A 12,578-nucleotide genomic window follows, 5' to 3' on the forward strand; every position below is an offset into this window, starting at 1 on the left:
TGGCGACGACCGCGACGACGACGGACAGGGTCCGTCGCAGGGTGGCGGGCAGGGCGGCGGCCCCGTGACCGGCATCGGCACCGACTCCGCCGATGAGCTTGTCGCCATCGCGGATGCCGCCCGCGGCGCCGCCGAGGGCGACGTCACCTCGATCGACGCGAAGCGCGACGGCACCTGGGAGGTGCAGCTGACCGGCGCGAACGGCAGCGAGACCGAGGTGCGGGTGGATGCCGACCTCGCCACCACCGTCACCTCGACCGAGCAGGACGACGATGACTCCGCGCCGACGAACACTCTCGACGAGGCGACCATCCGCGCCCTGGTGGATGCCGCGCTGGCCGAGGCCGACGGCATGATCACCGACCTCGACGCCGACAGCGACGACGTCAGCCCCTACGACGCCTCGGTGCTCACGAGCGACAACCGCTCGGTCGACATCGACTTCAGCGCCGACTTCGCCGTGGTCGGCACCGACATCGACGACTGAGCGTCCCGCGTCGTTCCTCGAGCCGCCGGCCCTTCGGGGTCGGCGGCTCGACGCGTGTCGGACGGCTACCATTTCAGTCATGACGAATTCCGGCCGAATCGACGACGTCTCCATCGGCGGCGAGATGATCCGCCTCGGTCAGTTCCTGAAGTTCTCGGGACTGCTCGACTCGGGCGGCGACGCCAAGGAGGTCGTGATCGACGGGTTCGTGAAGGTCAACGACGAGATCGATCGCCGCCGCGGGCGCCAGCTGCACGACGGCGACCTCGTGACCTTCGAGGGGCGCACCGTTCGCGTCCGCCCCTGACCGCTCGTCACGGCTCCGTCGCGTAGCGCAGGAACATCACCCCGCTGCGGAACCGGCGATCCTCGAGCAGCTCGAGGTCGACATGCACGCCCTCGGGGAAGAACGGCTTGCCGCCGCCGACGATCCCCGGCCCGATGAACAGGCCGAACTCGTCGACGAGTCTGGCGCGGATCGCCGCGCTCGCGAGCGTCGGCCCGTCGACCGACAGGTCGCCCTCGGATTCGGCCTTCCAGCGCTCGACCGTCGCGGGATCGAAGCTGCGCTCGAGACGGGTGCGCTCGCTCGAGACCTCGGCCAGAGTCGTCGAGAACACCACCTTCTGCGCCGCCTGCCAGACCCGCGCGTAGTCGATCCCCACCTGCGGCTGATCGGGTTCGAGGTGAGCGGTCTCCCAGTAGACCATCGTCTCGTACATGCGTCGCCCGTAGAGATAGGTCTCGACGTCGGCGAACTGTCGGTTGATGAAGTCGTGCAGCTCTTCGTCGAGGGCCCAGTCGAAGCCGCCGTCCGGTCCGCTGACGTAGCCGTCGAGCGACGTGATCATGGAATAGATGAGTCGGCCCATGCGGCGAGGGTACTCCCGGCATCCGGCGGGGTCGACCCCCTCGAGACCCCGGTCCCGCGCCCCTTCCCCACCCGCTCGGGCTCTCGCACCTGCTCTCGCTCGGGAGGAGATCTGTCGCTGGGAAGGAGGGAATGCGCGTATCCCTCCTTCCGAGCGCGTGATCTCCTCCCGGGACGGTGTCGACCGAACCGCACCGCGCCCATAGCGACCCGAGCCGGAGCGCGCAAGGCGGTAGCCGGGCCGGCGACCCGGGCGCACGATGGGACTCCCCCGCACAGACGACCGAGAGGACCCTCATGTCTCGCGACCAATACACCTTCACCGATCCGGCGAAGCTCTACTCCGACATCGAGCCGCAGAAGCAGCACATGCCCGAACCGGGGCTCGACGCCGACCTCGCACCGAAGGCCGATCTCGGCGAGGAGAGCTACCGGGGCACCGGACGTCTGACCGGACGCAAGGCGCTCATCACCGGCGGCGACTCGGGCATCGGCGCGGCCACGGCCATCGCCTTCGCGCGCGAGGGAGCGGACGTCGCGCTCTCGTACCTCCCGGAGGAGGAGGAGGATGCTGTGCGCATCGCCGGCATCCTGCGCGAAGCCGGCGCCACCGTCGCGCAGATCCCCGGCGACCTGCGCGACCCCGAGTACTGCCGCACGCTCGTCGCCGAGACGGTCGGCGCTCTCGGCGGCCTCGACATCCTCGTCAACAACGGCGGCAAGCAGATCTACCAGGAGTCGCTCACCGACATCACCGACGAGCAGTTCGACGACACGTTCAAGACCAACGTGTACGCGATGTTCTGGATCACGAAGGCAGCGCTGCCGCACCTTCCGGCCGGCTCCGCGATCATCAACACCACGTCGATCCAGGCGTACTCGCCGTCGGACATCCTGGTCGACTACGCGTCGACCAAGGCGACCATCAACGCGTTCACGAAGGGCCTCGCGCAGCAGTTGGCCCCGAAGGGCATCCGCGTGAACGCCGTGGCCCCGGGCCCGATCTGGACGCCTCTGCAGCCCACCGACGGACAGCCGCAGGAGAAGCTCGACGAGTTCGGCGAGAACACCCCGCTCGGTCGCATGGGACAGCCCGCCGAGCTCGCCCCCGCCTACGTCTTCCTCGCCTCCGCCGAGTCGAGCTACGTCGCGGGTGAGACGCTCAACGTCAACGGCGGCATGCCGACGCCGTGAGCCGCTGACCACGAGCGCCCTCTCCCGAGACCATCCGGAGGGGGCGCTCCCCCGGTTCTGCACCCGTCGGCGAATGTCGGCGCCGGGAGGCAGTATGTCGATATGGCAGACGGATACGACCTCGACTTCCTCGCGACACCGGTGCCGCTGCCCCGGCCCCTACAGGATGCTACGGAGCTGAGCTATCCGCGCTTCACCGTGCTGCTCGACCGCGCGCGGCGATTGGCTGCCGTCACGGGAGTGAACATCGACGGCGCCCTGCTGCGCGAGCTGCCGCGCACCGGCGAGTGGCGCCTCGACCCTCGTGTGGATGCCGAGCAGCAGACCGGCCCCGACGTCTACGCGCGCAACGATCTCGACCGTGGGCATCTCGTACGTCGGCGCGACCCCGGGTGGGGCGACGTCGCCGACGCGCGAGCGGCCACCGAGGCGACGTTCTTCTATCCCAACGCGGCTCCGCAGGCCGCCGGGTTCAATCAGTCGAAGGAGCTCTGGCTCGGCCTCGAAGACCATGTGATCGAGTATGCCGAGAGCACCGACCAGCGCCTGTCGGTCTTCACCGCGCCGGTGCTCGGCGACGATGATCCGGCGTACCGCAGCATCCGCATCCCGCTCCGATTCTGGAAGATCGCCGCGTGGCAGGGTGTCGAAGGGCTGGCCGCCGCCGGTTTCGTGCTCGACCAGACCGACCTCGTCCGCACGCCCGACGGGCTGCTGGCGGCACCCCCGCTGGGGTCTTTCCGCACGTTCCAGGTCCCCGTCGCCGAGATCGCTCGGATCTCGGGCGTCGATGTCGGGCCGCTCGCCGCCGCTGACGTCCTCGAGGCACGCACCGGTCGACAGGCACGCTGGCGGCAGTTGGCATCGCCGGTCGACATCACACTGTAACGACTCGCACAGCGGGACGCGCCGGAGGAGCGCGTCCCGCTGAGAAGACGAACACCGCCACACGCTCCGGGGAAGAGTTCGTCGCGCATCGGGGAGAAGGGCGACTCGGTGGCGGCATTCACGCGGATCCGCGGGTGTTCGAGTGGGAATTCGAACACCTCGACCATCCCGCATCCGGAGCCGGCTCCGGCGGGGAATCGGGGCCGTTGCGAGTCCGGATGCTCGACCTTGCGTGCGTCGGCCGGGCGTCTCAGTAGCCGTCGGCGAGCGGCTCCGCGTCCGGCGCCATCGGAGCATCCGAGTCCGACGAAGCAGTAGCGCGGACGGACTACTGCATGCGCCTCGCGATCGGCGGGGCGGCGGTCAGCGAGTACGCAAGCTCGGCGGCGACGGCTCGTAGGACGCCACATTCTGCAGGTCACGAGGGCGGGATACGCGGCAGGCTCGCCTGTGCGGCCACACCGTCGGAAGCGTGGGTGCGTCTATTCCTCCCGAGGCTCGGAGTGTACTTTTTGCTTAGGAAATGCGCGTGAGAAAGCGAGATCTCATGGTCGTCGGACGCGAAGAGAGCCTCACCTCGGCGGTGGATCTGATCCGCGCGGGCGTCAGCATCGATGTGGTCGGCAGCCGCGGCTCCGGTCGAAGCGCCTTTCTCAAAGCGCTGCGCTCTCGCATCGAGGAAGACGAGTGGACGGTGATCGCCGTGCGCGGGATCGCCTCTCTGCGACAGCATCCGCTCGCGGCGCTCCATCTGGCCGGGATCGGAGACCCCGGCACCCAACGACCGGGGTCGAATCTGCACGGCACGGCCGACGCTCTGCGGCAGGCGCTGCGCCCGCACAGATCCGTGCTCTTCCTCGACGACTGGGATGATCTCGACGAGTCGTCATGGGGCGTGGCCGAGTCGGTGCGCCGCGAGTACGGGGTGCCGATCGTCCTGTCACGTCTGCAGGGGCTGCGTGCTCGCCACACTCCGAGCGGGCTGCCCGCCTCGACCCTCGAACCCTCGTACGTGATCGACATGACGCCGCTGCGATTCGAGGAGATGGAGTCCGCCCTCGAGCTCTATCTGTCGGCTCCGATAGAGGCGACCACTATGAGTCGGGTGTTCGCGAAGTCGGGCGGCAACATCGGCCTCGCCCTGAGCCTGGTCGACGCCACCATCCGCGAACAGCGGCTGGTCCTGCGCGCCGGCGAGTGGACCGCCACCCGTGATCTCTGGAGCAGCGGCCTGCGCGCGGTGCTCGAAGCGCACCTCGAGAGCCTCGACGACGCGACCCGCGATGCGCTCGAGATCATCGCGATCGTCGGCGTCGCCGACATCGACACAGCGAGTCAGCTGGTCGACTGGGGAACCCTCGAGCTGCTGGAGGAGCGACGGATGATCACGTTCATCCCCAGCGGCGATCGTCAGCTCGTCGCCGTCATGCCGCCACTGCTCGTCGAGTTCTTCCGGCACGAGCCGCTGACCGCGCGCCGCACCCGTCTCACCGGGCAGATCGTGCGGCAGTTGAGCACTCCCGAATCGGTGTGGTCGGTGCTGACGGAGCCGCAGTCGTCGCCCTCGTCGGGTGGGCGCGATGCGCTGTTCGTACGTCTGCTGCAGGAGCGCGCCCGCGCCCGCCGCATCGTCACAGCTGCCGAATGGGAGGCGAACCCGACGGCGTCCAGCGCCGTCCGATACATCCGCGCCCTCATGCACACGCACACCCCCAGGGTGAGAGATGTGATCACCGAGGTGCTGTCGTCGCCGCACGCGCTCTCGGGCGACGACGCGAGCAGGGCCGACTTCTCGGCCCTGAAGGCCGAGTGGATCGCGTACGTCGAGAACGACATGGCGCGAGCTCTCGCTCAGCTGCAGGCGGACGCGCCGAGAGTCGGCCGGTTCGGACGGATGCTGGACGCGATCGAGGTGCAGCTCCTCGCCAACCTCGACGTCGTGCCCGAGGACTTCAGCACCCGTCTCGAGGTCACCGACGAGCTCCCGACCGCGGTCAAGGCCGTGCTGCTCGAGACCCAGATGGGCGTGCTCGTGAGCCTCGGCCGCTTCGCGGACGCGAAACGCGTGTTCGGTCTCATCGACACCGTCGACGACGGGCAGCAGCGACACGCACCGCGGATGCTGCTGGGGCTGGCGCTGTTCGGGGAGGGGGATTCGCGCGCCGCGCTCGACGTCCTGCAGCGCGGGTTCGATGAGGCGCACGGATACCTCGACATCGACGGTGTGCGCGCGTTCGGCACCGCCGCAGCGGTCTGCCACCTCGCATCCGGAGATCATGCGGCTGTGGACGATCTGCTCGAGGTCATCTTCTCGGCCGGCGAGCCCTCGCCGCTGCCTCCGGGCATGCAGCTCTCGCTCCTCTCGATCGCCGCGGTCGTCGCCATCCGTCGCGGGCAGCTGACAGTCGGCGAGCGCCTCGCCGCCGACCTCGATCAGCTCGGGGCCGTCGACGGACCACTGCCCGGTCAGAGCAACGTCTGGCCCCAGGTGCAGCTGCTGGCTTTCGACGGAAAGGTGCAGGACGCTGCCGAGGTGCTGGCGCGTTCGGGTGAAGTGCTCTGGACCCGTGGTGCGCGCTTCGCCGGACTGATGGCCGAACTCTCGGCTGTGGAGCTGGATCCGACCCCGATACGGCTCGACAGCGCGCTCACGCACGCGAAGGAGCTGCCCGAGGCTGCCGGACTGAGCGCCCACGCGGCATTCACCAGTGCGCTGGTGGCCCGGGATGCCGAGGCGATGCTCGCGACGGTCGGCGAGCTCGACGACAGGGGCCTGACCGGCACCGCGCTGTCGGCGTGCCGATTCGCGCGTGCCTGGTTCGCCGAAGCCGGTGACGATGCCGCGCAGCGCCGCGCGCTCGGCCTCGAGGACGAGGTGCGCAGCCGTCACGTCGGACGGAACTTCGACCTGGCCAGGTTCGGTGCGATCGCCGTGACCCTCACCGACCGCGAGAAGGAGGTCGGCCGCTTGGCCGCGAGCGGTCTGTCGAACGCCGAGATCGCCTCCCGCCTGGTGCTGAGTGTGAGGACGGTCGAGAGCCACATGCACCGCATCATGCGCAAGCTCGACGTCTCGAACCGGCGCGGCCTCCGACGCCATGCGGAGGCCCTCAGCTGAGCCGAGAACTGGACAAAGGGAGACTTGTGCGGGCTCTGATCGGCTGTCACTCTATGTGAGCAGCCATGCCGCGCTGCGGCGCGGCGGCAGCGGCGTCGTCCCTATGACGGTGTCAGACGGGGCGCCCTTTCCGCCTCCTCCCCCGTGGTGGGGGCGTCCCGTCTCCTACGCTCTTCCGCATCCGGCATCCGCATCTGTCAAGATACGAGGATGGTTCGGGGGGACGTGCCGTCAGGCAGAAGACGCAAGGTCTGGGCGTGGATCGGCTTCGGCGTGATCCTGACGATGGGCGCACTGTTCGGTGTGCGATTCGTGAACCCGCTGTTCCCCGCCGCGTCCGAGACGTCATGCACCGTGTCGGGAGCTCTCGACCAGCACAGGGTCCGCAAAGGGCCCGACTACGCCACGGTCCGCACGGACTGCGGCACGTTCGTCGCTCGGTCCGAGGTGACCTGCAGTGCCGACCCCTCGCGCATGGTGCACCTGACCTCCGGGGTCACGTTCGACTTCACGGTGCGAGGTCCACGCATCCCGATCTTCTCGGAGCCGACGATCATGGAGGCTCGGGTCTCGTCAGAGCAGACCGTGGAACCTGAGCCGGAGATCGAGCTCGACGACGATCCGATGTGGGACAGCCTCAAGGCCCTGCGCGCCTCCCGCTCCCCCGAGGTCCTCCGGCCCTTCGACTACGAGCAGCCACCGTACGATCCGCAGTGCGACTCATGGCGCACGCTCATGACCACCGCGGGGCTGCAGATGTTCTCGATCGCCCGTGCCGAAGAGGTGCTGCGGGTGCCCGACGGCGAGGTCGCCCGTGATCCGAAGCTTCCGTGCGAGGGATGGACGTGCGATCTGGAGTGATCGCGTCGCCGCAGGCGAGCCTGCGGCGGTTCACTCACGTCAGTTGAAGTCGCCGCCCGGCGCCATGTCGTGGAAGCGTGAGTAGTGGCCCTGGAAGGCGACGGTGATCGTCGCGGTCGGGCCGTTTCGGTGCTTGGCCACGATCAGGTCGGCCTCACCCGGACGCACGTCCTTGTCGTAGACCGAGTCGCGGTGCAGCAGGATCACCATGTCGGCGTCCTGCTCGATCGAGCCGGACTCACGCAGGTCGCTGATGGCGGGCTTCTTGTCCTGGCGCTGCTCGGGACCACGGTTCAGTTGCGACAGGGCGATGACCGGGACCTGCAGCTCCTTGGCGATGAGCTTGAGGCTACGGGAGAACTCCGAGACCTCCTGCTGACGCGACTCGACGCGCTTGCCCGAGGTCATCAGCTGCAGGTAGTCGATGATGACCATGCGCAGGCCCTCGCGCTGCTTGAGGCGACGGCATTTGGCGCGGATCTCGACCAGCGTCATGTTGGGGCTGTCGTCGATGTAGAGCGGGGCATCGTTGATGCGGCCTCGGGTCGCCGCGACCGTGGTCCAGTCGCGCGGGTCGAGGTTTCCCTTGCGCATGTTCTGCAGCGGGATCTGGCCCTCGGCGCTGAGCAGACGCATCGCGATCTCGCTCTTGCCCATCTCGAGGGAGAAGAAGACCGAAGGCAGGTTATGGCCGATGGATGCCGCGCGCGCGAAGTCGAGCGCGAGCGTCGACTTACCCATGGCGGGTCGGGCGGCGACCACGATCATCTGGCCACCGTGCAGTCCGTTGGTGAGCTCGTCGAGCTCCTTGAACCCCGTCGGGACGCCCGTCATCGAGCCGTCACGACCGCTGGCCGCCTCGATCTCCTCGAGGGCCGCGTCGACGGCGATCTGCAGGGGAACGTAGTCTTCTGCGGTCTCCGACCCGGTGATCGAGTAGATCTCGGCCTGCGCATTGTTGACCAGGTCGGTCGCGTCGCCCTGGCCGTCGTAGCCGAGCTGCACGATGCGGGTTCCGGCGTCGACCAGGCGGCGCAGGATCGCGCGCTCCGACACGATGCCCGCGTAGTAGCCGGCGTTGGCCGCAGTGGGCACGATCGAGGTGAGCGTGTGCAGGTAGTCGGCACCGCCGGCGCGGCTGAGCTCACCGGTCTTGATGAGCTCGTCGGTGACGGCCACGACGTCGGTCGGCTCACCGTGCGAGTACAGCGAGAGGATCGCCTCGAAGATCAGCTCGTGCTTCGGGATGTAGAAGTCGGCGCCCCGGAGCGTCTCGATCACATCGGCGACCGCATCCTTCGACAGCAGCATTCCGCCGAGCGCGCTCTGCTCCGCGAGAAGGTCGTGCGGCGGGGTCCGCTCGGGCGGACGCTTGCCACCGAGGCGGTCCTCGGAGATGTCAGCGATCGACACAGTGTTCCCTTCGATGCGACGAGCGTGGTGGGGCGGGGCGCTGCCCGGATGTCGTGCTGCGCTGTCGCGGCCGTTCGAAGCCGTCTGCACAGCGAACCAGCAGCCACCGACATCGGGTCGCTCGACCACGCTACGAGCGGCTGTTTTCGGTCGCAACACAGGCTGTGGATAACTCTGTGGAGAGTGTGCGGAGAATTCCGGAGTGTCTGTGCACAACCGCTGTGGATAACCCGGTGGACTACGTGAAATCGCCATCAGTTTTATGCACCTGACCCGGACTTTACTGTTTCCCCAACCTGTGGATGGGAACGTGGTTCAACTGCACGTTTAAGGTTTGTCCACCGGCTGGGGAGATGTGTAGAACCTGGGGAAAGTCAAGCCGAGATTTCGTCGGGCGCGTCACAGACCGCAACACGTCGGAACACGCGGTCGCGACCAGCGGATTTGGTCATCAGGGGTATGGACACGAGCGATATGTCGGGAGTATCTTCCCGCCTCATCGACGCATCTCGGGTCGGAAGGATCCCCGCGAGCGCACGGCCCACAGGCGGCAGGCGCAGGCACGCGGCTGCCTAGACTGGCCCGGGGAGGTTGCCATGGTCGACGTTCGACGCCTGCGGCGGGCGGTCAACGGCGCCCGCACGTTCACCGTGCCGGTGGATGCCGTCGCGACCGCCCTCGCCGAGATCGATCGCGCGATGCAGTCCGCTCGCTTCCGCGCGGCGACGCCTGCAACCGCATCCGGGGCCACACGCACCTACCGGCGTGGATCCGCGCTGGGTTCGGAGGGAGCGGTCTTTCGACGCTCACGACCCGCCTGGGGCCCCTCTCCGCGAAGGGTGTCGTCGTCGTGTGGGTCGGCGAGCACCTTCCGGGAACCGCGCGCGTGATCGTCTCTCTCGTCGACGGCTCGCACGTCGGCGGTGACTTCGTCGATGCGGTCGACGATGCAGTGCGCGGCCTCATCGCTCGCGGCGTTGCCGTGTCGGACGACGCATGGTCTCGGGCGGTCGATGTGGATCCGACGCTTCCCGCGCATCCGGGTCGCGCCGCCGAGCTCGGACTCCGCTGACGACGGGACGCAGAACGCCCCCTGTCCCGGAGGACAGAGGGCGTTTCGCGCGGGGTGTCGGGCCTTACTTGGCGGCGACGACCTGCAGGGTGATGACAGCGGTCACGTCGTCGTGCAGACGAACCGTGGCCTCGTGCTCACCGACGACCTTGATGGCCGATCCGATGTGCACCTTGCGCTTGTCGATCGAGCCGAGACCGGCTGCCGACACGGCGTCGGCGACATCGGCGGTCTTGACCGAACCGAAGAGACGACCCTCGTTGCCGGCCTTGACCGTCAGGCGCACCTTGGTGCCCTCGATGGTGTTCTTCAGGGCCACGGCCTCGTCGCGGTCGTGGATCGCACGCGCCTGACGAGCAGCCTGGATCGAAGCGACCTGCTTTTCGCCACCGCGGGTCCACGCCGTAGCGAAGCCCTGGGGGATGAGGTAGTTACGGGCGTACCCGTTCTTGACCTCGACCACGTCACCGGCGCTTCCGAGCCCGGCGACCTCGTTCGTGAGAATCAGCTTTGCCATATCCGTACCCCTCAGCGGCCAGCGCCGGCGTAGGGCAGGAGAGCCATCTCGCGAGCGTTCTTGATCGCCTTGGCGATCAGACGCTGCTCCTGCACGGAGACACCGGTGATACGACGGGCGCGGATCTTCCCACGCTCCGAGATGAACTTGCGAAGGGTCGCGACATCCTTGTAATCGATGAGACCGACCCGGATCGACTTCGCGGGAGCGGCGTTCTTCGCGCCCTTCCGCGGCTTGCGGCGGTCGCCGCTCGACTTTCCAGCCATTGTTTTTCCTTAGTTATGAGACGGACCGCTGAGTCTTTCGACGGACTCAGAGACCCGATCCAGAAGATTGTTCAGAAGGGGGTGTCGTCGCCGAAGCTGCCCGGAGTGCTCCAGGCATCGGCGCTGGTCGACGAGCCGGGGGTGGACCACGGCTCCTCCGACACCTGCTGCTGCTGCGCGGGGCGCGACTGTCCGCCGCCGCCACCGCCACCGTTCGACGCCGCGCGGGTCACCTGTGCGGTCGCGTACCGGAGCGAGGGGCCGATCTCGTCGACCTCCAGCTCGATCGCGGTGCGCTGGTTGCCCTCGCGGTCCTGGTAGGAGCGCTGACGCAGACGGCCCTGCGCCATGACGCGCATTCCCTTGGTCAGCGAACCCGCCACGTGCTCGGCGAACTCACGCCAGACCGACGCGCGGAGGAACAGCGCTTCGCCGTCCTTCCACTCGTTGGCGGCGCGGTCGAAGTTCCGAGGAGTCGAAGCGATGGTGAAGTTCGCCACCGGCAGTCCGTTCTGCGTGTACCGCAGCTCGGGGTCGGCCGTGAGGTTTCCCACCACGGTGATGACTGTTTCGCCGGCCATGGAACTCAGGCCTTCGCAGCCTTGGCGGCCTTGCGGGCAGCCTTCTCCTCGGAGCGCTTCGCCTCGGAAGCGATCATTGCCTGAGCTTCCTCAGCGCGGAGCACCTTGGTGCGCATGATCTGCTCGTTCAGCTTGAGCTGACGGTCGAGCTCCTGCGTGGCCTCGCTGGTCGCGGTGAAGTTCACGACGGCGTAGATGCCTTCGGTCTTCTTCTGGATCTCGTACGCGAAACGGCGCTTGCCCCAGACGTCGACCTTTTCAATCGAGCCACCATCGTTGGTGATGACCTTCAGGAACTTGTCGAGCGTAGGGGCGACCTGGCGCTCGTCGATCTCGGGGGTCAGAATGACCATGAGTTCGTACTGGTGCGTCACTTACCCACCTCCTTCGGACTAGAACGGCTTCCGGGACTTTCCCGGAAGCAGGAGGGTGTGTGCACGTCGTCGGTCATGGCTTCCCGAATGGATGCCAGAGGGCAGACAACCTCGACAGTCTAGCCGAGATTCCTTCGGGCTGCCTCCACGCGGTTCCGCCGGGAGTTGGCATGCTGGAATGCGTGCGCGGTGATCGACATCGCGCGCACGACCGAAGGGGGAAACATGATGCGTTCCAAGAAGTGGGGAGTCGGGCTCGTCCTGACCGCTGCCGTGCTGCTCACCGGCTGCTCTGCCGGCGCCGACGAGAAGCCCGCCGAAGAGAAGCCCTCCGCCGCGGCGGAGCAGGAGGAGACGACCGCTCCCACCTCCGACTGCCCGGAGCTCACCGAGGGCGCGGCCGTCGACGGCGCAGCCCTGGGCGCCTGCATCACCGAGGCCATGGCGGACACGGCCGGCTACGCGGGCACCACGTCGGTGCTCGGCATGGAGTCGACCATGAAGTACAACCCGTCCGAGAAGGCCGTCGAGTCGATCTCTCCCATGGGCTCGCTGATCGTGATCGGCGACGACGTGTGGGTCAAGTCGTCGACGAGCGAGTGGCAGGCCGCCGACCCGCAGTCGTCGAACCCGGTCATCGCCGCACTGAGCACCAGCGCCGCCAACCTCGAGGGCATCGACCCGGCCGAGGCCGCGGGCGGACTGACCGGCGAGTTCACCGTCACCGGCACCGGCACGCGCCTCGACCAGGAGGTCTTCCTGGTGAGCGGCACGGCCGACATGCAGGGCGTCCCGGTCGACGTCGTCTACGAGGTCACCTCGGACTACGTGATCCTCGCGTCGACGGCATCCGCCGAGGCCGGTGGCCAGTCCATCGAGACGTCGATGGAGATCACCGAGTGGGACGTCGCGCAGGACATCGTCGCACCCGTCTGA

At 67.9% G+C, this 12,578-nt stretch carries 13 protein-coding genes and 1 pseudogene; 8 read left to right on the forward strand and 6 right to left on the reverse strand.

Annotated features, from left to right (window positions below; translation table 11 throughout):
* Window positions 1-487: pseudogene (locus RTM68_RS06200) on the forward strand (hypothetical protein); the annotation flags it as partial.
* Window positions 488-566: 79 nt separating this feature from the next.
* Window positions 567-794, forward strand: coding sequence for an RNA-binding S4 domain-containing protein (locus RTM68_RS06205; protein WP_312169314.1), 228 nt, complete (start codon window positions 567-569; stop codon window positions 792-794).
* 7 nt (window positions 795-801) lie between these two features.
* Here RTM68_RS06205 and RTM68_RS06210 read toward each other — a convergent pair whose 3' ends face one another.
* Entirely contained in the window at window positions 802-1,359 is a 558-nt protein-coding gene (locus RTM68_RS06210; RefSeq protein ID WP_312169316.1) for a dihydrofolate reductase family protein, read from the reverse strand.
* A 296-nt stretch (window positions 1,360-1,655) separates the two neighbouring features.
* Here RTM68_RS06210 and RTM68_RS06215 point away from each other — a divergent pair, with 296 nt between their 5' ends.
* The 4 genes from RTM68_RS06215 (at window position 1,656) to RTM68_RS06230 (ending at window position 7,419) form a co-directional block, all read left to right on the forward strand.
* Window positions 1,656-2,552 carry an SDR family oxidoreductase gene (locus RTM68_RS06215; RefSeq protein WP_312169318.1) on the forward strand — a complete coding sequence of 299 codons (897 nt, stop codon included), beginning with the start codon at window positions 1,656-1,658 and terminating at the stop codon, window positions 2,550-2,552.
* A 102-nt stretch (window positions 2,553-2,654) separates the two neighbouring features.
* Window positions 2,655-3,440 carry a DNA/RNA non-specific endonuclease gene (locus tag RTM68_RS06220; RefSeq protein ID WP_312169319.1) on the forward strand — a complete coding sequence of 262 codons (786 nt, stop codon included), beginning with the start codon at window positions 2,655-2,657 and terminating at the stop codon, window positions 3,438-3,440.
* A 529-nt stretch (window positions 3,441-3,969) separates the two neighbouring features.
* Window positions 3,970-6,558, forward strand: coding sequence for a LuxR C-terminal-related transcriptional regulator (locus tag RTM68_RS06225; protein ID WP_312169321.1), 2,589 nt, complete (start codon window positions 3,970-3,972; stop codon window positions 6,556-6,558).
* A gap of 210 nt (window positions 6,559-6,768) precedes the next feature.
* Window positions 6,769-7,419: a hypothetical protein gene (locus RTM68_RS06230; protein WP_312169323.1), complete on the forward strand. Its 651-nt coding sequence runs from the start codon at window positions 6,769-6,771 to the stop codon at window positions 7,417-7,419.
* A 39-nt stretch (window positions 7,420-7,458) separates the two neighbouring features.
* Here the strand turns inward: RTM68_RS06230 and dnaB are convergent, their stop codons facing one another.
* Window positions 7,459-8,832, reverse strand: coding sequence for a replicative DNA helicase (gene dnaB, locus RTM68_RS06235; RefSeq protein WP_194764328.1), 1,374 nt, complete (start codon window positions 8,830-8,832; stop codon window positions 7,459-7,461).
* A gap of 850 nt (window positions 8,833-9,682) precedes the next feature.
* On the opposite strand from dnaB, the gene RTM68_RS06240 reads away from it, so the two are divergent.
* Complete coding sequence (locus tag RTM68_RS06240; protein WP_312169325.1) at window positions 9,683-9,904, forward strand: hypothetical protein; 222 nt, start codon at window positions 9,683-9,685, stop codon at window positions 9,902-9,904.
* A 64-nt stretch (window positions 9,905-9,968) separates the two neighbouring features.
* On the opposite strand, the gene rplI is transcribed toward RTM68_RS06240, so the two are convergent.
* From rplI to rpsF, 4 genes are all read right to left on the reverse strand, one after another.
* A complete protein-coding gene (gene rplI, locus RTM68_RS06245; protein WP_194764330.1) occupies window positions 9,969-10,421 on the reverse strand; it encodes a 50S ribosomal protein L9 in 453 nt (150 codons plus the stop codon).
* An 11-nt stretch (window positions 10,422-10,432) separates the two neighbouring features.
* Window positions 10,433-10,687, reverse strand: coding sequence for a 30S ribosomal protein S18 (rpsR, locus tag RTM68_RS06250; protein WP_055987764.1), 255 nt, complete (start codon window positions 10,685-10,687; stop codon window positions 10,433-10,435).
* Between the two features lie 71 nt (window positions 10,688-10,758).
* Window positions 10,759-11,268: a single-stranded DNA-binding protein gene (locus RTM68_RS06255; protein ID WP_194764331.1), complete on the reverse strand. Its 510-nt coding sequence runs from the start codon at window positions 11,266-11,268 to the stop codon at window positions 10,759-10,761.
* A gap of 5 nt (window positions 11,269-11,273) precedes the next feature.
* Complete coding sequence (gene rpsF / locus RTM68_RS06260) at window positions 11,274-11,642, reverse strand: 30S ribosomal protein S6 (RefSeq protein ID WP_194764332.1); 369 nt, start codon at window positions 11,640-11,642, stop codon at window positions 11,274-11,276.
* A gap of 225 nt (window positions 11,643-11,867) precedes the next feature.
* Here rpsF and RTM68_RS06265 point away from each other — a divergent pair, with 225 nt between their 5' ends.
* Window positions 11,868-12,578 carry a hypothetical protein gene (locus RTM68_RS06265; RefSeq protein ID WP_312169329.1) on the forward strand — a complete coding sequence of 237 codons (711 nt, stop codon included), beginning with the start codon at window positions 11,868-11,870 and terminating at the stop codon, window positions 12,576-12,578.

This window comes from Microbacterium sp. (assembly GCF_031988965.1).
Lineage (GTDB): Bacteria > Actinomycetota > Actinomycetes > Actinomycetales > Microbacteriaceae > Microbacterium.